Source organism: Alteromonas sp. H39 (assembly GCF_047556435.1).
Taxonomy (GTDB): domain Bacteria; phylum Pseudomonadota; class Gammaproteobacteria; order Enterobacterales; family Alteromonadaceae; genus Alteromonas.
Map to the genome: position 1 here is coordinate 2,489,528 of NZ_CP180210.1, position 18,253 is coordinate 2,507,780.

At 48.5% G+C, this 18,253-nt stretch carries 17 protein-coding genes; 4 read left to right on the plus strand and 13 right to left on the minus strand.

Annotation, left to right across the window (positions count from 1 at the left end; genetic code table 11):
* Window positions 1–182: 182 nt before the first annotated feature.
* Window positions 183–1,526 (minus strand): M24 family metallopeptidase, encoded by a 1,344-nt coding sequence (locus tag ACLBLI_RS10965; RefSeq protein WP_414827652.1) that lies wholly within the window; start codon window positions 1,524–1,526, stop codon window positions 183–185.
* 211 nt (window positions 1,527–1,737) lie between these two features.
* Here ACLBLI_RS10965 and ansA point away from each other — a divergent pair, with 211 nt between their 5' ends.
* From ansA to ACLBLI_RS10980, 3 genes are all read left to right on the plus strand, one after another.
* Complete coding sequence (gene ansA / locus ACLBLI_RS10970) at window positions 1,738–2,745, plus strand: asparaginase (RefSeq protein ID WP_414827653.1); 1,008 nt, start codon at window positions 1,738–1,740, stop codon at window positions 2,743–2,745.
* Window positions 2,746–2,748: 3 nt separating this feature from the next.
* The gene (locus tag ACLBLI_RS10975; RefSeq protein WP_414827654.1) at window positions 2,749–3,588 is read left to right on the plus strand and encodes a DUF2797 domain-containing protein; all 840 of its coding nucleotides are present in this window, start codon (window positions 2,749–2,751) and stop codon (window positions 3,586–3,588) included.
* A gap of 79 nt (window positions 3,589–3,667) precedes the next feature.
* Window positions 3,668–5,113, plus strand: a complete 1,446-nt coding sequence (locus ACLBLI_RS10980; protein WP_414827655.1) for a diguanylate cyclase — start codon at window positions 3,668–3,670, stop codon at window positions 5,111–5,113.
* 77 nt (window positions 5,114–5,190) lie between these two features.
* On the opposite strand, the gene ACLBLI_RS10985 is transcribed toward ACLBLI_RS10980, so the two are convergent.
* The 9 genes from ACLBLI_RS10985 to ACLBLI_RS11025 all read right to left on the minus strand — a co-directional run bounded on the left by ACLBLI_RS10985 (window position 5,191) and on the right by ACLBLI_RS11025 (window position 14,331).
* On the minus strand, window positions 5,191–5,409 hold the full coding sequence (locus ACLBLI_RS10985) for a hypothetical protein (protein ID WP_414827656.1): 219 nt from the start codon (window positions 5,407–5,409) through the stop codon (window positions 5,191–5,193).
* Window positions 5,410–5,415: 6 nt separating this feature from the next.
* The gene (locus ACLBLI_RS10990) at window positions 5,416–8,208 is read right to left on the minus strand and encodes a DUF349 domain-containing protein (protein ID WP_414827657.1); all 2,793 of its coding nucleotides are present in this window, start codon (window positions 8,206–8,208) and stop codon (window positions 5,416–5,418) included.
* Entirely contained in the window at window positions 8,198–8,491 is a 294-nt protein-coding gene (locus tag ACLBLI_RS10995) for a YeaC family protein (protein WP_414827658.1), read from the minus strand. The genes ACLBLI_RS10990 and ACLBLI_RS10995 overlap by 11 nt, the downstream gene beginning before the upstream one ends.
* Window positions 8,488–8,817, minus strand: a complete 330-nt coding sequence (locus ACLBLI_RS11000; RefSeq protein ID WP_414827659.1) for a hypothetical protein — start codon at window positions 8,815–8,817, stop codon at window positions 8,488–8,490. The genes ACLBLI_RS10995 and ACLBLI_RS11000 overlap by 4 nt, the downstream gene beginning before the upstream one ends.
* 171 nt (window positions 8,818–8,988) lie before the next feature.
* Window positions 8,989–10,647 (minus strand): alanine/glycine:cation symporter family protein, encoded by a 1,659-nt coding sequence (locus ACLBLI_RS11005; RefSeq protein ID WP_414827660.1) that lies wholly within the window; start codon window positions 10,645–10,647, stop codon window positions 8,989–8,991.
* Between the two features lie 40 nt (window positions 10,648–10,687).
* Window positions 10,688–11,815, minus strand: coding sequence for a M14-type cytosolic carboxypeptidase (locus tag ACLBLI_RS11010; RefSeq protein ID WP_414827661.1), 1,128 nt, complete (start codon window positions 11,813–11,815; stop codon window positions 10,688–10,690).
* A 183-nt stretch (window positions 11,816–11,998) separates the two neighbouring features.
* A complete protein-coding gene (locus ACLBLI_RS11015; RefSeq protein ID WP_414827662.1) occupies window positions 11,999–12,526 on the minus strand; it encodes a TlpA family protein disulfide reductase in 528 nt (175 codons plus the stop codon).
* A complete protein-coding gene (locus ACLBLI_RS11020) occupies window positions 12,523–12,654 on the minus strand; it encodes a hypothetical protein (RefSeq protein ID WP_414827663.1) in 132 nt (43 codons plus the stop codon). Before ACLBLI_RS11020 ends, ACLBLI_RS11015 begins: the two co-directional genes overlap by 4 nt.
* A gap of 231 nt (window positions 12,655–12,885) precedes the next feature.
* Entirely contained in the window at window positions 12,886–14,331 is a 1,446-nt protein-coding gene (locus ACLBLI_RS11025; protein ID WP_414827664.1) for a glyceraldehyde-3-phosphate dehydrogenase, read from the minus strand.
* Window positions 14,332–14,466: 135 nt separating this feature from the next.
* Here ACLBLI_RS11025 and ACLBLI_RS11030 point away from each other — a divergent pair, with 135 nt between their 5' ends.
* Window positions 14,467–15,345 (plus strand): DUF2989 domain-containing protein, encoded by an 879-nt coding sequence (locus ACLBLI_RS11030; protein WP_414827665.1) that lies wholly within the window; start codon window positions 14,467–14,469, stop codon window positions 15,343–15,345.
* A gap of 87 nt (window positions 15,346–15,432) precedes the next feature.
* Here the strand turns inward: ACLBLI_RS11030 and ACLBLI_RS11035 are convergent, their stop codons facing one another.
* The 3 genes from ACLBLI_RS11035 to gndA all read right to left on the minus strand — a co-directional run bounded on the left by ACLBLI_RS11035 (window position 15,433) and on the right by gndA (window position 18,168).
* Entirely contained in the window at window positions 15,433–15,903 is a 471-nt protein-coding gene (locus ACLBLI_RS11035; protein WP_414827666.1) for a hypothetical protein, read from the minus strand.
* A 289-nt stretch (window positions 15,904–16,192) separates the two neighbouring features.
* The gene (gene msrB / locus ACLBLI_RS11040; RefSeq protein ID WP_414827667.1) at window positions 16,193–16,588 is read right to left on the minus strand and encodes a peptide-methionine (R)-S-oxide reductase MsrB; all 396 of its coding nucleotides are present in this window, start codon (window positions 16,586–16,588) and stop codon (window positions 16,193–16,195) included.
* Window positions 16,589–16,614: 26 nt separating this feature from the next.
* Window positions 16,615–18,168, minus strand: coding sequence for an NADP-dependent phosphogluconate dehydrogenase (gndA, locus tag ACLBLI_RS11045; protein WP_414827668.1), 1,554 nt, complete (start codon window positions 18,166–18,168; stop codon window positions 16,615–16,617).
* Window positions 18,169–18,253 lie beyond the last annotated feature (85 nt).

The window sequence follows — 18,253 nt, forward strand, 5'->3', positions numbered from 1 at the left end:
ACAGCGCATTATTCAGCAACAGCAATAAAAAAGGCAACAGGCGCAAGCAATCCGTTGTGTCTCTTGTCCTGATGAAAAAGCCTAATTCCCAAGAATGAAGTTGCTCGACACGCATTCCATAAATGGCTGTTAGCGCTCTTGGGGGCACTCCATGCTGCCAGGCCCCTTCGCGCATATCATTCTCACTCAGACTGAATAAGGTGGAGATGCGTCTGTCTACCGTCCATATATTGCACCCGCTCACCGTCAAAGAAAGCCTGTTCTTCGAGCATAATACGAATATCACCTCCCCAGTCAGGTACCGGGACAGCGGCATTTAATTCAATGGAGTACGCAGTATTTTTTTGCATCGGATAGTCACCATCCACCGGAACACCTGACTGAGAATCCCACATTCCAATGGTCGTGCCTGCTGCATGTCCGTGCGTGCCAATCGGATGCGTATAGATAGTAGGTACTATGCCTTCCTCTATTGCTTGCTTTCTTGACATCGCCAGAATGTCATTCCCCGTTCTGCCAAGCTTGAAGTGACTCATGAGGATATCCTGAAGACGATTACCCGACTCCAGCGCATCGCGCAGCGATGCAGGCGCCTGCGTCTCTCCCGGCTTTAACACATAAGCATGTTGCTGCTGATCAGAGTTCAGTCCCAGGTACGTGAGTCCAAAATCGACATGCAGTAAATCGCCCGGCCTGATTACGGTGCTTGCGCTTTTACTACTGAAATCGTTTTCCTTTGAGGCGTTCGGGCGCTGCAAAGACACGCTGGGGTGAAACCAGTTGTCCATCTTGAGTGCCTGCGACTGTTCTTTTAGCCACCATTCAATGTCTTTTGTCGTTGTTGTGCCAGGTGTGACGACCTCGTTAGAAAAAGCACGGGCAATTAACTCGTGCCCTTTTGCTACCAGTGTCGGATAAATTTCCATTTCCTTCGGTGTACGGGTTTCCAGCCAGGCAACGGATAAATACTCTGCACTAACCAGCCGCGAGCGCAGTGAAGTATCCAACGCTGCCGTTAAGAGTGTATATTCAGTGTGTGTAAGACCATCTGCCAATCCAAAGTGTAACGACTGATTGATACCAATTTTTTCAGGGTTTCTTTGTTTAATTAACCCTGCCAGCGCTTCGTATTGATCGGGCTGCTCTTCCGGATCCCACGCTTTTTCAAACACCTCTCCGACATTATATCTGGCTACAGCCAGATATTCGGTGCGGTTACGGACTTCGTCATCAAAAATAACTAACATGGTGCGGCGGCGTGCTGACTCCCACGCTGAAGGCAACATAGTTTTTAAAACCGGATCCTCGTTGTATTCCCGGGCAATCAATATCCACATATCAATGCCCTGTCGACGCATCAGTGCCGGTAACATGGTAGTCAATCTGTCGTTTACAATGGTATCTCTGAGCTGTGCTCGCTCTCTAAGCGACAACACGTCATTCTGTTCGCCGACAGCAGGCAAACTGCTCACCAATATCAGTCCGAATAATGTTGTAGCCAGCGTCATGTTTTTCAGCAGTTTCATAGAATTCATCTCGTTTTTGTCATTGTTATATCAACTCACACCACTCTCACGCTTACAGATACGCATAAGTTTCAGCAATATCCGGTTCAGGGTGAATGTTCATAAAGATATTGTTTTCATGCTGTTCTCGCTTATGCAAGGGTTTTTACGCGAATGGATGACATCACGCGACGGCCTGATACAATGGCGCCAAAAAGTACGGCAGATAACCATGCGCAAACACATCTACATAGCCTATACCGGTGGCACAATTGGGATGAAACCCTCTGCTCAGGGCTATGTGCCTGCCGCAGGCTTCCTGAACGATACACTGGCATCAATGCCTGAGTTTCACCGTCCGGAAATGCCAGCCTTTACCCTTCGTGAATATAGCAATCTGATCGACTCTTCAGACATGGATCCAACCCATTGGCAACAAATTGCTGATGACATTGCTGAAAATTATGACACCTACGATGGTTTTATCATTTTGCACGGCACCGATACCATGGCATACACCGCCTCGGCGCTTAGCTTTATGCTGGAAGACCTGAGTAAACCCGTCATCGTCACCGGGTCTCAGATACCGCTTGCCGAATTACGTTCAGACGGACAAGTCAATCTCTTGAACGCGTTGTATATAGCGGCCAATTACCCCATAGCTGAAGTGGGTCTGTTTTTTAATAACCGTCTCCTACGTGGTAATCGAAGCCGGAAAGTCGATGCCGATGGGTTCAATGCGTTTGAATCCCCAAACTTTCCGCCGTTGTTGGAAGCTGGCATTAACATACGCCTGAAAGCTGGAGAACTGGCGAAACCCTCAACCAAGCCACTGTCTGTTTCAGGTGTAAAAGCACAGCCAATCGGACTTGTCAGCCTTTATCCGGGCATCTCGCCGGCGGTATTGAAAAATACCCTGCAGCAACCGGTTAATGCCCTAATCCTGCTCAGTTATGGGGTGGGAAATGCGCCTCAGACCCCTGCACTTCTGGAGCAGTTAGACTACGCACGCGAACGGGAAATCCCCGTATTAAATTGCACCCAGTGCCTGCGCGGCAGAGTTAATATGGGCGGTTATGCCACTGGCCACGGCCTGCTTGAAGCGGGCGTTCTTTCCGGCAGTGATATGACGCCGGAAGCGGCACTGGCAAAACTGCATTACCTTCTTAGTAAACCCTTGTCCTTCGCGCAAAGAAAGCAATTACTGGTTGCTAATTTGCGCGGTGAATTAAGTGAGTAAATCATGACAACGACCCACACCGGCACTATTCGTAAGATGCGTGTATCGGCAAAACAACAGAATCAGGTTTTTTATCAACTGCCGGTTGCGGATGATGTGATAGCAATGAATGACTTAATTGGTGAAAAGATTGCAGTCAGTCATACCGGCAATATTTACTGTGTTCACTGCAACAACAAAACCAAAAAAAGTTTTAACCAGGGATATTGTTATCGCTGCCTTATAACGCTTGCCCAATGCGATAGCTGTATTATCAAACCTGAGCAGTGTCATTATCATGAGGGCACGTGCCGTGAACCTGAATGGGGAGAGGCACATTGCCTTACCGATCACTTTGTTTATCTTGCCAATACCGGTACGCTGAAAGTGGGCATTACAAGGCATGTAACCGATACCGTATCTTCGCGCTGGATGGATCAGGGGGCAACACAGGCTCTGGTGATTCTTCGGGTCAAAGATCGCTTAACTAGCGGTGAGGTAGAAACGCTGTGCAAGCAGCATATTGCTGACAAAACAAACTGGCGTACGATGCTCAAAGGAGAGCCAGACAGCGCAGACCTCATGGCAAAGCGTGATGAAATCTTGCATGCTATCAAAGACGATCTTGACGCTCTCAGGCAGGAAAAAGGGCTGCAGGCCATCTCTGAGGTAAATGCCGAGCCTTTGTCTATCCATTACCCGGTGGCGCAATATCCGGATAAGATAAAATCTATCAATCTGGACAAAAACCCCGAGTTTGAGGGAATACTAAAGGGAATTAAGGGCCAGTATTGGTTACTGGACGGCGATCGTGTGATTAACATGAGAAAGTACGCAGGATACGAGTTAAGCATCTCCTGTTAATGCAGCATTAAACGTGCAAGAAACACACATTCATGGCAAACTAAATTTACGCTGTTAGCAGGTACTGGGTAAAGTAGAAGTGGAATCAGCACGCGAGCTTACCGCACTGGGAAAATCGGTCAGGATGTTAAGCGCCTCTGTGTGGAGCCAGGGCCTGGTAGTCTGCCTACTCTGGCTGCTGGTCTTTCAGCTAGGGCGTCTTGGTGAACTTGAGGCGCATGCCAGTGTATGGTTTCCCGCTGCAGGACTAACTTATGCCGCCCTGCTACTGGCAGGTGCTGCTGCGCTACTTCCCCTGACGGTTGCTGCCGTAGCAATCACCTTCTGGACGACAAACTTCTATCAACTGGAATTGTCCTTCACGCAAACCCTGATCGCTGGGCTCGCTTTTTCGATTGCTCACCTGCTTCCGTATTACCTCGGCTGCGCTGCGATTCGCTTTATAGCCAACCAATTTAAAGGGCGGCTCCCGGTTATTATTTTAAGCTTTTTGCTCAGCGCCCTGGTTTGCTCCGTACTGGCAACCATTGCGGTTATGGTCGCACTAAGCAGTACTGGTATGATGCCTGCCAGTGATATCCGTCATACCTGGTTCCCATTCTGGATTGGTGACTTAGCTGGTGTGGTTGTTATGACGCCGGTATTTCTCTCCGCGCTGCGATACGTGTACCCTGACTCACGCTTCTCACTGAAGATTTATTTGTACAGCGATACTGCCAAATACAGTGGTAGTGTGGTTTGGAAACTACTGGTTAATCTGGTGATCATATTGAGCTCTACCCTCCTCGCCTATGGTTTAGGGACTCAGGAGAGCGCCTTTGCCATTTTCTTTCTGGCGATTGCCCATATGTGGATTGCTTGTACGGAGAGCCCCTTTATTAACGCTATCAGCCTGGCTACCAGCAGCTTCTTAATTGCTTTTATGGTCGCCGCACTTGGGCTTGACGAATTTATCATGGTCTACCAGTTCGCAATTATTGTGATTGCCAGTAATGCGTTATTCGGCGTTGCACTTCCGAAATTAGTGGCGGACAATTTCGAATTAAAAAGGCGCATCAGCACGGATGCACTGACCTCTGCGGCTTCACGTGAACACCTGCATCATCACGCCGATCGCGTTTTTATGCAGGCGCAACAGTATGACTTTCCGGTATCCCTGATAATCATAGACGTCGATGAATTTAAACAGATTAACGATACATATGGCCACCAGGCCGGAGATGATGCGCTCAAGCAGCTTTGTCTGGCAGCGAATCAGCAGCTGAGGCCGACTGACATGCTCGCGCGATTTGGTGGTGATGAGTTTGTGGTATTGCTACCAGATACAGCAGATGAGGAAGCCGCACAGATCAGTGAGCGACTTCACAAGAAAATTAAGCAGCTTGATCTGGGCTTTGCACTGACAACCAGCCTGGGAGTGGCTACGCGTCAAGCTGATGAAAGTTTTGCTGACGTATTCCGGCGAGCTGACAGTGCGTTATACCGCTCTAAAAAACAAGGGCGCGACAGAGTCACCAAGGCTTAACCGGCGCCGTAATCACATTGTGCGAGCCAGTGTCTAGCAAACCAGTTATCGCTCGTCAATTTTAAGTTCCGATAAACTCAGGCCGCTTCTTCTCCTTCAAGTTCCCTGGCCAAATCATCAAGCCTGGACAGCGTTGCATCAAACTCCCCTAATGCATAGCGGTATCTGACAGCGACAAAACGATCGCTACGCCCATACTTTACTTTTAATTCTTCTGCATCAAAATGCTTCACTGTATTAAGAAACCGATATGCCTGGCTCTCTGACGGAAACACATATTCAACACTATTTTCCATATCAGCTTACCCTCTCCCGCCAGCGATAAGAGTATCCACGCACTGATTAATTCTTGGAATTAGCGACAGCTCTTGCTGGCTCACTTGGCCATGAGACAACCACTGCGCAAACAAATCATCTTGCTCCCAGGATTCTCCGCGCTCCAGCTTTGCTGTAAGCAAGGCAAGTTGCACTGTCTTACGAAGCTCGGTATCTGCCTGCGGTGAAGGTAAATCGAGGATAACCTCAAGTGCAGTTGTTAACCACTGTCGGTCTCGCGTTGCTGCCTCTGAACTACGCAAGGCATCCTGCCAGGGTTTGTCCAGCTCACCGATCACCTCATCACTCAGCATGGATGGTGGTTTTTCTGTTAACTCACTTATAGCATCAGATAGCAGCTGATAACGCTTACGGCTGCGATTTTTAACGAGTTTTTGTTGCTCACTCTGCAACGCCTTACGCAATCCACTAAGGGTTTTCTCAGCCTGCCCCTTTGCACTTCGAGGTAATGTCTCTGCGGCTGCTTGCAGTTCGTCAAGTGCCTGTGAACCGTGACCGAGGCTATCTGCACGCAGTTGCCGACGCACGTCATCAGCCTGAGTTAAAAAGGCATTTAGTTCTGCATCGTCGTCATGTCGTTGCTGTGCTCTGGCGGTTTTGAGCTTTGCAAATACGTTATCGTTAGCGTCTTTGAAAGCCTGCCATAAACGTGTTTCATAACGTCGGCCAGCATGTTCTATTGTTTTCCACTGTTTTTGCAGCGCTTGTGCCTGCTCGGCAGCGTCAAACACATCGTCACTGGCAGACAACACTCGCGCTTTTTCTACCAGTTCCTGCTTTTTCTGGCGATTCTCCTGATGCCAGTTGGCAATGGCGTCTTGTGCCGACTTCAATGCCGTCTCAAATGCCAGTTTCAGCCGCTCATACGTTTTTTGATCAACCTGCCCGCTCTGTCGCCATTGTTGTTTTAACTTGTCCAACTCCTGATTCAAACTGGCAGGGGCTGTAGTGACATCCAGATTTTCTGCAGCTCTAACCAACCCGGCACGTTCTGCCGTCGCCTGTTCACGCTGCTCTTCAAGCTGCGCATAATGTTCTCTACAGGGTACAAATGCCTGCTCTAATAAGGTATCGAATGTAACCTGCTCTTCCTGATCGTCGGCACCAGGCACATTCAGACTTTGCCACTGCTTTCTGAGATAGCGAATAGCTTCGGCTCTCTGTGCAATATTATCAGGTTCAGATACAGCTAATGCTCTTGCTTCCTCAATGAGTGCAGGCCGACGTGGCGCGGCCAGATAGCTTTGCCAGCCTTCAAGACGCTCAACATCCTGCCTTACCTGCTCAAAACGCCGTGATAGCGTAGCCTGCTCTTTGTCTGAGAGCTGTTGATACTGCTCATCCAGTTTCTGGAAGCGCCCCATCGCTGCGCGAAAGCGACCTTTATCAATTAAATTGATCACTGCATTTATATGTTTACGGCACTGCTTAATACGCTGATCGACCTGCGCTCGTTCTTCATTCTCCTGCGCTTTCACCAAGCGCTGACTCTCACGCCAGCGTGCTTTCCAGTCGGCAGGGACATGGATGAGATGGCTGCTTAACTCGCGCCATTTTGCAGACAGCGCCTTAAAGGTATCCGTTGTGTTGCCATCAGCGCTTTCAGAACACATTTTTTCAAGTTCTTCAAGTATCGACATTGCTTTACACGCTAATTGCTGCTGCGCTGAAAATGCGTCGAGTTTATCAGTGAGTTCTTTTTGAGCCGAAAGCAACCGCTTAATATTTGGGGTGTCGCCAATACGTTGCTGCAACGCTTCCGCTTTCTCTTCCAGCACCCTGACGTCATGGCTAACGCGCTCTACATCTTTTAACGTAGCTTCACACAACCGGTTTTCGTATAACGTATTTACCGAAGAGGTTGCGGTCTTCAGCAACGCCTGGGCTTCAGAGATTTGCTGCTGTTCAGCAATGGCGGCCTGTTGGGCCTCCCACTGCGGGCGGATATTTTCAAGATGCCTGTCAACCTGGTGACTGATGCGCTGATATTTTTCTTTAAATGACTGCTGAAGAACCTCAGTCAGGCATTGATGTTCGCGCCAGCCTCGCTCATACTCATCGCGTAAACTGGTGCTCGCCTCCTTGATGAGCGCAAAATCGGACTTGTCCGTTAATGCCTGTAGTTTGGAGAGGATGAGCGTCAGTGACTTCTCAAGTTGTACCGGCTTTTCTTGGGCTTCACGCAAAGACGCAAGCCGCCGATTGACCACTTCAAGGCACGCAGAGTCTTCAAATTTACGGCTAAGTCGCTGTAGTAAATCCGTATCCTGTGTGTCTTGTAGCAGGCGTTCTGTTAACTCAGGATCGCGAGCGTTGAGCAACAGGCGCTGGGTAAAAGCAGGTCTGGCCATTCGGTCAGCCAAGCTAACCGTAAACGCTACATCATGAAGCAAATCTGGTCGCGCCTCTACGGTACGAACAATCAATTCGCTACCGGCAGACTCCAGCAGATAAGCTTTACGTGCGGTATCAGTCAGAGTCGTCTGATCATCACTGAACAGCGCATGCTCCACATGTTGCATAGCGACACGTTTAATTCTATCAACAGCAGCGATTTGCGACATTTTTTGCCACAGTGCAAACGAGTCCAGTTTCTCCAGGGCCGCAAGGCTCACGTCCGGATCCGCGTCGTTAAATGCCAGCTCGTGCAGGACAGATTTCTCTTCTGGCTTTTCGGTGTTAAGTGCTTTAATAGCCTCTTTACGTTTCACCGGCTCCGGACTTTTGTAAGCCGGAGTAAATAGTCGACTAAATATCATCCTGTTTAAACCGCGCTATTGTATGCTCCGCATGCTGGGAGTCTGCCAGTTCTTTTTTAAAGTCCTGTTTACGCTTATGCACTATCTCACCGTCAGCGTTAATTGTCATATGCTCCGTAGAGCGCTCAATTTTCGCCTGATACAACATGACAGCATGCATCGTGTTCGCCTTTTGCTCTTCGCTTAAAGACGTACCATCAGGCCACTTTCCTGTCTCAACAGCCTGGCGAAGACGTGCATATACCTCAGGAGTCATTGCTGCAAGTATTGCTTCTAAATTCATGATTTAAATCGTTTAATGATCAGTATTCTTACACGGTTAACTACATACCAGACGAAGCCAATAATCGACGCCAGAATTGCAATGTTGTGTTGCATATCGCCGGGCCGTGCGCCGCCCCAGTACATAAAACCAAACCCAGCAACAAAAATCAGCATCGCGATCAATGACTGATTTTGAATACTTTGTAGTTTCTGGAATCTCACCAGGCTTTGTTTTCGCTCAATATCTTCAGAGGAAGCATTACCAATAGCAAAGCCACAATGTGGGCAGGCATCGGCTTTATCTGAAGTCTTTTTATTACACGAGGGACAAGTCGTTAATGCCATGTAGTGCTCCTGTCTTTTGCAGTTCAAACATAATCACCAGGGCAGCGATGGTATTTGTTAACAAACAGCAAAGTTTACTGTTTGGATCACGTACGGGGTAAAGAAAAAGCGTGACGACGCAAACCTAACGGCTACCACATTTGCATCGACACGCAGTTTATCAGCTAACGGTTATTTTTGTACGCGTTTCCAGTAGTCATTCACCGTTTCTTTCATTTCCCGGCTCAGCATAACAATGCCGAAGAGGTTTGGTAATGTCATTACGACAATAGCAACAGCAGAAAGTGCCCACACCAGGGTCGTATCGGAAAAGGCTGCCCACACAAAACCTGCGACGTAAATAACCCGGTATGGCATCACGGAACGTGGCCCTAACAAATAGGTCATTGCACGGTCACCGTAGTAAGACCAGGCGATGGCGGTTGAAAAGGCAAATAACATCAAACCAACCGACACAATATACTGCCCAAAGTCACCAAAGAAACCACGAGTGAATGCGATGGTCGTTAATGCTGCAGAGTGGACCAGCGATTTGCCGCTGACTTCCAGATTATCTTTTACCGGTTTACCATCTTTGATTTCCAGTGTGCCGGTAAATAAATCTTCCGACCCTACGGAATAGGTCACATCTTCGGCAACCGAACGTGCATTTAACAAGGTAAAGCCACTGCTGACAGCCGTGCCGTTTACCACGGTGATAGAGCCGCTGTAAGGCTGAACGACGTTTCCTTCGATGTCATTCAGATACCCGTACAGTTTGTTGACGTCGGCCTGATCACTGTCGTCATACTGACCGGCAACAAAGTACATGTCTGAACGGTCAAATGTGTTCTCATGTTTCTCTTTCCACACGCCGGAAGACAGGATCACCAAACCAGTAATGGTACAGATGATAATCGTATCAATGAACGGCTCAAGTAAGGACACCATGCCTTCTGAAGCCGGCTCTTTGGTTTTCGCCGCAGCATGCGCAATAGGCGCAGACCCCTGACCCGCTTCGTTAGAAAACAAGCCCCGGTTTACCCCACGGTTAAACGCATACGCCAGTGAGGCCCCCAAGAAGCCGCCCGCTGCAGCAGAACCTGTGAAAGCGTCACTGACTACCGCGACAAACGACGGGCCGATGTTTTCCAGATTAGCAAAAATAACAGCCATTGCGCCGATAAGGTAGATGACCGCCATCAACGGCACCACTTTCGCAGTAAAGGCTGCAATGCGCTGAATACCACCGAGGATAACCAGCGCCAGCAAAATGCCTAATACGCTTCCTACCACCCAGGGTTCAAAGCCAAATGTGGCCTCAATACTTTGTGCAATACCATTACTTTGTGGCAGGTTTCCGGTACCAAACGAGCTGATTACGGTAGCAATCGCAAAAGCCACTGCCAGCCACTTCATATTCAGACGACGGTCCATGTAGTACATGGGTCCGCCCGCCATCGTCCCATCTTCCGTTTTTACACGATATTTGTGGGACAACGTAACTTCCACAAACTTGGTTGTCATACCAAGAAACGCAGTAGCCCACATCCAGAACAGCGCTGCAGGCCCGCCCAAAAAGATGGCAAACGCTACGCCACTAATGTTACCTGTGCCTACTGTACCTGAGAGTGCAGTGGTAAGTGCACGGAAATGGGTAGTATCGCCCGGATCAGTGTCATTATCGAACTTACCGGTCACCACCATCCATGCATGTTTGAAAAAACGGATTTGCGGAAACTTGAGATAAATTGTGAAAAATAAACCCACGCCGAGCAGCACGAACGGAAACCAGTCCGCGCCCCCCAGCAGGCCATCCAGCCCCACCAGAAAATTATATAACCCTTCCAACCTGAGTTCCCCTTATTCTATTTTTGTTATGTATGAGTGTTTATCGTAAATCGTCAACCACCGCTCTCACGGCAACCAGCAAGTCTTCGCCAAATTGCTGGCAACGTTGAACGGACCAGCCAAATACGTTGTCTGGCAGGTTATCATTATCTTTAAATGGCATTTCCACGGTGTAAGCCAGGCACGCAAACTTCTGGCCAACCGCGTTCGACGCCACTGTCAGATTCGCTTCCCCTGGCTTGTCTTTTTCATAGCCAAAGGTATCCTGAAACTCTGGTGTTGCGGTTAACAGCGCCGTTTTAAATTTGTTCTCGAGCGACTCCATACGAGCATCATAAGCCGGGATCCCCTCGCTACCTGCGACAAAATTGTATGGCAACGCTTCATCGCCATGCAGGTCCAGATACATATCAACACCGGTTTCTGCCATGGCGTTCATCACATACAGAACCTCAGGACTTTTCAGAGCGGTTGGCTCTGCCCATTCGCGGTTGAGGTTTGTACCGACTGCGTTTGTGCGCAGGTGGCCGCGAGCAGAACCGTCAGGGTTCATGTTCGGAACAATGTAAAACACCGCTTTATCCAGCAGTTGGCGTCCTACGCCATCCTGTTCATCAAGAAGACGGGATATGATTCCTTCGGCACACCACTCTGCCATAGATTCGCCGGGATGCTGTCGGGCTGTGATCCAGACTTTCTTTTTCTCCGGCTCTTCTTCCCCAATCACCAGCATCGACATATCACGACCGTCCAGTGTCAGGCCGAGAAAGCGATGTTCACACAACAGTGACATCTGCGCACTGTGGATTAAATCGAGGTGACGTTCATAGCTGTAAGGGATGAAATACGCTAAGTACACGCTCGGCTGTTCCAGCGTGAGTGAAAATGACAGGTTATCGCCATCAAACTCACTGGGCACCCTAAACCAGTTCTCACGGTCGTATGAGGCCAACACATTATACCCTTTCCAGCCATCAGGGTACGCTGACTTTGCCAGCTCGGCTATGGTGATGCGGTGTGTTTCAAAGGTGTCACCAATCAGACGAAAGTGAAACCATTGGTAAAAATCAGATTGATTGTCTTTGGGAATGGTAAGAACGATATCGGAGGCATCGTCAGCCTTAACAACGTGGATATTCCCACTGTCAAATTGACTAGAGATATGCATATTCTGTCGGGTCCTTATTATTTTGGGCTAATTTAGCACAGACACCCCGGAAAATACCATTGTATGCCCGGTAGTTGGTGACGCTTTATACTGAAATGTGTTTACACCCCGACATGGCGCCGATTGGTCACCGGTATTCGTTACCCGTATTTTTCCAATGTCCTGCCGCAACGACAGCGGATGTTAGTCTGCCAGCCAGGTTCTGACTTTGAGTCCGGCTGCAGAACTGTAACCCATCGTCCTGTCAACGACAGCGTAATCTTCGTTTAACAGATAATAGGTAGGAAACCCGGTAATCTTGTATTTCGACTGGAGTTCGGTACTGCCTAGATACACCGGCGCGTCGATACCGACATCGTCCACAAACGCCCTGACCTGCTCGGCAGATTCGTAATCAAGCGCAATTCGAAGCACGTGAAAGCGAGAGCTGTCTACGTATTCCAGATTACCAATACTTGCTTTACAAATATGACACCAGGGTGCAAAAAAGTAGACCACCGTAGGCTTTTGTCCATCGGGTTTCATGATGTACTTTTCACCATCAAGGCTTACAAGTACCGTATTTTCCTCAGCAACAGACTCCCCCTCGCTGAGTAAATTACGATTCTGCCATGCAGAGATGGCGATAAAGATAAGTAGCAAAATACTGCCATCTCTAATCCATCGCGCCCAGCGAGGTGACTTTCTGGCAACAAAATGTGGCTCTTTCACAGATACCCTGGCTCGTTATAGTTATTGATGATTGATCGCACATAAGGCGATTTCGCAGCGCCATACTGCGCACCTGCGGCTTTCGGTATATTTGTCAGCAACGAATATGCAAAAAACAACGGCAGCATTCCCTATCCTGCAAAATACGCGTTTACCCGACACAGCTTTTCTCATAAGTTGTGTTAAGCGTTGGAAGGCAACGTCTCTCCCTTGTCGCACGCACCACGCATTACACCGGCAGTTGGCAATTGCTGTCCGTCTCGCTGCATAACCTGTTAGTCAGGTTGCAGCTGTCACAAGATATAAAAAAACCGGCGAAGGGTCTACCTCGCCGGCTTGTTATTATCACGATGCCATTGCTACACAGGTAATGTAGGGAAGCTAAGTCCAGCCATATCGCGGATACAGCGCATTACCTGACAACTATAACCAAATTCATTGTCATACCACACATACAGCGTCAGACGGTTGTCTGACACGATTGTGGCTTGTGAATCGACAACCGATGCCGCGCGCGAGCCAACCAGGTCGGTGGATACGATTTCTTTGCTCGCCGTGTAGTCTATCTGATGCTGCAGATTCGAGAACAGCGCAGTATCTCGCAAGAATTCGTTCACTGCGACTTTATCGGTGTCTTTTTTCAGATTCAGGTTCAGTATCGCCAGAGACACGTTCGGCGTGGGTACGCGGATAGCGTTACCCGTTAACTTGCCAGCAAGCTGCGGGTACGCCTTAGCCACGGCTTTCGCTGCACCGGTTTCAGTGATAACCATATTCAGCGGTGCGCTGCGGCCGCGTCGCTCTGCTTTGTGATAGTTATCAATCAGGTTTTGATCATTGGTGTACGAGTGAACGGTTTCAACGTGCCCGTTTTCAATACCGTATTCTTCATCTAACGCCTTCAATACCGGCGTGATAGCATTGGTGGTACAGCTGGCGGCTGACAAAATCGTATCTTCCGGTAAAATATCGTTATTATTCACACCGTGAACGATATTTTTGATGTCGCCTTTACCAGGCGCAGTCAGGATCGCTTTCGCTGTACCTTTGGCTTTCAGGTGTAATCCCAGACCATCACGGTCGCGCCAGATACCCGTATTATCCACAACAATGGCATTGTTGATTCCATACTGCGTGTAATCCACTTCATCCGGGCTGTTAGCGTAAATAACCTGAATATAAGAGCCATTTGCTTTTAATGCATTTCGCTCAAGATCCACAGTAATACTGCCATTGAACGGGCCGTGCACCGAATCACGACGCAACAGGCTTGCACGTTTTTCCAGATCGCCATCGCGACCACCACGAACCACAATAGCGCGCAGTCGTAGCTTGTTATTCTTGCCCTGACGCTCGATTAATAACCGAGCTAACAATCGGCCAATCCGACCAAAACCATACAGCACCACATCCTGAGGTTGTTGATCGTCGTCTTTATCAACCACATCTGTGAGTTTTTCATGCAGATACGCATGCAAATCTTCCTGATCAACGGCAGCACCGTAATTAAAATCAAACGCCAGTTTTCCGATATCAATCTGTGAAGGGGCTAGTTTCATCGAACTTAACGCGTGCAGGATTGGGTAGCTCTCACGTAAACGTAGCTTGATACCCTCATGAAGGCGAACCTTACGGTGAGCCTTAATCACGTCAATAGCGCTGGCATTAAGAAGTGGGCGGCCATAGACAGAAATTTCAACGGCGTGATTTCGATAAAGCTTGCCAATCAGCGGCAACATCATTTCCGCGTATTCCTGACGCTCCTGCCAACTGCTTTGTAGTTCCTGTTCAAACTGTTGATTCATGCTTTTGCCTTCATCAGATAAAATTGTGGGACTAAGCACGTCAAGACGGGATATTATAGGGTACACTGAAGTGAAATTATTCGTCTGACGGCGACGAACGCTATTTTAATTAAACGTTGAGGGAACACCAAATTGTTGAAAATTTTCAAAAAAGCCAAAGGAAGTGGTAATTTTGGTGGTTTGTTTAGTAATTTTTCCACAATCTCAGCCAGCGTCATTTTACTACTGTGTGTCACTGGCCTTAGCGCCTGTTCTGATATGTTTGAACCGACAATATCGGAAATTTGTCAGGAACAGGGAGCTTTTTGTACCGACCTCAACCAAGATCATCAATGCCGCTACGAAAAAGCAGAGATTATTCGTGATCGCTACTATCACCAGAATGAGGCAACTGACGGCCATAAATACAACTTGCTGTTGAAATTTGAGGATTACCTGTCCTGTATTGAAAAAGCCGCGCATATTGAGCACAAAAAATTTCGGGATAAAGAAGCCACACGCCTGAAAGGGGTATTAACCGCGAGAAAGGAAATCGATCGTTTGTCCAGAGAGACCCGTCAGTCTTCTGACCCTTACCTTTCTTATTATCAGTGGTCTCGCTATGGTCATGAGGACGCACTGCAGCGCTTCATGCATTATAGCCGCACCGGTCAGGTTACAGATCCTGAGTTGCTGATTAACCTGGCTTCCATACAGGTAAAAGACGATCTCGATGCGACTGTAAATACGCTATACAAAGCACTATCGCTTTATCAGAACAGTGAAGATGTCGATGAAGAAATTTATGCCACGTTAGTCACCATCGGTATGGAAAAAGAAAATTACCGTATGGCTTATGTGTGGTCAGGCGTGCTTGCTAACTACAATGACAACGTGAACACGTCCCAGCAACAAGCTATCGCACAACAATTCGAACTGCCTGTGAAAGTATTAAATGAGGTAACTGACGATATTACATCGGCGCTCGACAGCGGTGAGTTTGATGCACAGTCTCTGGGACTTTATCGTCTCTGACACAACAATTTTGAAAGCAACTTTCAGTAAAAACAGGCGAAGTTTTTCGTGATACCCAGTATTTGTGGCCAGAATATTACGCTGACTTCACAAAGCTGGTTGTTTTTTATCCATTAGTTCAGTTTGCGAAAACAAATCCATACTGCCTTCCTGGCAATTCGCTGCATAAATAAAACCGTGAGCCTCCAGCCATTCACATGCCGGCTCAAAGGCAGCAAATAAGCACACAGTAATTCCAAGATCCTGATAAATTCTGAAAAGGTGAGACTGAGTATTAATAAGTGGATTATCCGACAAATTTACAATGGCGACTGCCCGTAAGCCGACCTGACTGGCACGAACAATCTCTGGTTTCAATAATTCTGACACGCCTTCCGACATCTCAAGCCCCTGATGCAGAACAATCAAATCCCCCCACTTCGTGGTTCTGAGCCTGTCAACATTACTTCTGTATACATTAACGAACTCCCCTACTTCGCGGGTCGTCCAGTGTCCGGCAGCATGGGTAAGCATCACTCCATTGGCAGGCACAGTATGAAACCGGGTAATTTTAATCATCACGATTGTCTGAAAAAGTAACTACAAACTAAACATACTTCAGGTGTGCAGGAATGCAAGACGTTGTGAGAAATTTTGTGCGCAAAGCACTTCATAATCGGCGCAACGGTATGGCGACTGATATGGCGGACAACGTGAAATAAATGCCTTATACCCCGGCAACCGCGCGCCAGCAATCAGCGGGCAGAACATTGATAGTAGTGCAGGGAAATGGAAGAGTTCGGTAAAGGCGCGACGAGGATCTATAACCCTCAGGGCCAGCTTGATGAAAACTGCTACGTGAGGCCCGCTAGCCGGGCACCACATCATTGCTGTCCGACTTGAAGGTCATTGACAGTGAATTCACACAGTATCGCTGCCCAGTCGGCTCAGGACCGTCAGGAAACACATGACCTAAATGCGCATCACAGGATTTACAAAATATCTCTACGCGGCGCATGCCATGCGTCAAATCTTCCCGGTACCCAACATTTTCATCATCAAGTTGCTTAAAAAACGATGGCCACCCGCAGCCAGCATCAAACTTTGTATCTGAGGGGAAAAGCGGTGCACCGCAGCATTTACACACATAGGTGCCACTGCGACTCTCATCGAGCAAAACACCGGTAAAAGGCCTCTCCGTAGCAGCTTCACGAGTCACACGGTACTCTTCATCTGATAAGATTTCACGCCACTTTTCACTCATTTTCAGGCTTCCTCAGCTACTGCAAACTACTTCTTGATAGCCACCTGAGGTCTGGCTGGATCACTCCAGTTCAGGTGATACTTTTTACCTGCAGGTTTATCGACACGTTGATACGTATGTGCACCAAAGTAATCACGCTGCCCCTGCAACAGGTTGGCAGGTAACACTGCGGTGCGGTAGCTATCATAATAGCTCAGTGCGGACATCATCGCCGGACACGGTACGCCTGCCAGTGTCGCTTTGGCAATCGACTCGCGCCAGTCGGACTGGAATTGCGCAATCTGGTCAGAGAAAAACGGGTCCATTAACAAATTAGACAGCTCCTCGTTATTCTCATAGGCTTTCGCGATGGACTGCAGGAATACAGCGCGAATAATACACCCCGCCCGCCAGATTTTGGCAATTTCACCAAAGTCCAGCGACCAGCCATGCTCTTTGGCTGCAATTGCCATTAGCTGGAAGCCCTGTGCATAGGCGCAGATTTTTGAACAATATAGTGCCTGCTCCAGCTTATTCACCACAGAGAGTTTCTCTTCATCGGATAGCGATAACGCTTCCGGGCCTGACAGCGTCTGGCTGGCTGCCATCCGTTCGTCTTTTAACGATGACAGGCTTCGGGCAAATACCGCAGAGGTAATCGTTTGGGCAGGGCTGCCAACCTGAAGCGCACTAACCGCGGTCCACAAGCCCGTCCCCTTCTGGCCTGCTTTATCCAGAATTACGTCCACCAGCGGCACGTTAGTTTCCGGATCCATCTGTTCAAGCACTTCCGCACTGATTTCCATCAGGTAGCTGTTAAGCTTGCCCTCATTCCACTGACGAAATACTGCAGCAATCTCGGCGGCTGACATATGCAGTGCTTCGCGCATCATATGATAGGTTTCGCAGATTAACTGCATGTCGGCATATTCAATACCGTTGTGCACCATTTTGACATAGTGACCGGCACCTACCGGACCAATATAGGTGGCGCAGGATTCACCTTCGGTTACCGGCTTACCGGGCGTAAATGACTCAATTGGCTTACCGGTTTCAGGATCCACTTTAGCGGCTATAGCAGTAAGTACCGGCTCAAGACGAGTCCAGGCATACGGATTACCGGATGGCATAAGAGACGGGCCGAAACGCGCGCCAACTTCACCACCAGACACCGCAGTAGAGAAAAAGATAAATTTACCTTTGTAGTGCTCTTCGCGGGTTACGGAATCAGTCCACAGGCTATTGCCGGTATCGACAACAATGTCGTCGGCATGTATGCCGGCATCAATCAGGTGATTACAAACGTGGTCTACCGGATCTCCGGCAGGTACTGAAAGGATAATTAAATGTGGTGTCTTAAGCTTACTGAGTAATTCGGTGTAGGAACTACACCCTTCAACACGGGGGGCAGCGTCACTGTGACGCTCATCTGCATCTTTTTGCAGAATCGCATCTACTTTGTGTTGGTCCAGATCAAAACAGGCAACGCGATAGCCGTGATCTGCCAGGTTCATTGTCAGGTTGCTTCCCATTACTCCCAAACCAATAAAACCAATGTCACAAAGCGTGTCCGCCTGTGCTGTTACACCATCATTTTGCATAGGATAATCCTCACGTTTCAGATGGGTGCGCATCATACCATCCGCTGGAGATATGAACAGACTTCCCGACCGTGTTTTTGAAGAA

Bases quoted from the DNA above. Each gene is read 5' to 3' on its own strand.
- gndA (WP_414827668.1), bottom strand. From the start codon at position 18,168: ATGCAAAATGATGGTGTAACAGCACAGGCGGACACGCTTTGTGACATT.
- ansA (WP_414827653.1), top strand. From the start codon at position 1,738: ATGCGCAAACACATCTACATAGCCTATACCGGTGGCACAATTGGGATG.
- ACLBLI_RS10985 (WP_414827656.1), bottom strand. From the start codon at position 5,409: ATGGAAAATAGTGTTGAATATGTGTTTCCGTCAGAGAGCCAGGCATAT.
- ACLBLI_RS11035 (WP_414827666.1), bottom strand. From the start codon at position 15,903: ATGATTAAAATTACCCGGTTTCATACTGTGCCTGCCAATGGAGTGATG.
- ACLBLI_RS10990 (WP_414827657.1), bottom strand. From the start codon at position 8,208: ATGATATTTAGTCGACTATTTACTCCGGCTTACAAAAGTCCGGAGCCG.
- ACLBLI_RS11000 (WP_414827659.1), bottom strand. From the start codon at position 8,817: ATGGCATTAACGACTTGTCCCTCGTGTAATAAAAAGACTTCAGATAAA.
- ACLBLI_RS11025 (WP_414827664.1), bottom strand. From the start codon at position 14,331: ATGAATCAACAGTTTGAACAGGAACTACAAAGCAGTTGGCAGGAGCGT.
- ACLBLI_RS11010 (WP_414827661.1), bottom strand. From the start codon at position 11,815: ATGCATATCTCTAGTCAATTTGACAGTGGGAATATCCACGTTGTTAAG.
- ACLBLI_RS10975 (WP_414827654.1), top strand. From the start codon at position 2,749: ATGACAACGACCCACACCGGCACTATTCGTAAGATGCGTGTATCGGCA.
- ACLBLI_RS10995 (WP_414827658.1), bottom strand. From the start codon at position 8,491: ATGAATTTAGAAGCAATACTTGCAGCAATGACTCCTGAGGTATATGCA.
- ACLBLI_RS11020 (WP_414827663.1), bottom strand. From the start codon at position 12,654: ATGCTGCCGTTGTTTTTTGCATATTCGTTGCTGACAAATATACCGAAA.
- ACLBLI_RS10965 (WP_414827652.1), bottom strand. From the start codon at position 1,526: ATGAAACTGCTGAAAAACATGACGCTGGCTACAACATTATTCGGACTG.
- msrB (WP_414827667.1), bottom strand. From the start codon at position 16,588: ATGAGTGAAAAGTGGCGTGAAATCTTATCAGATGAAGAGTACCGTGTG.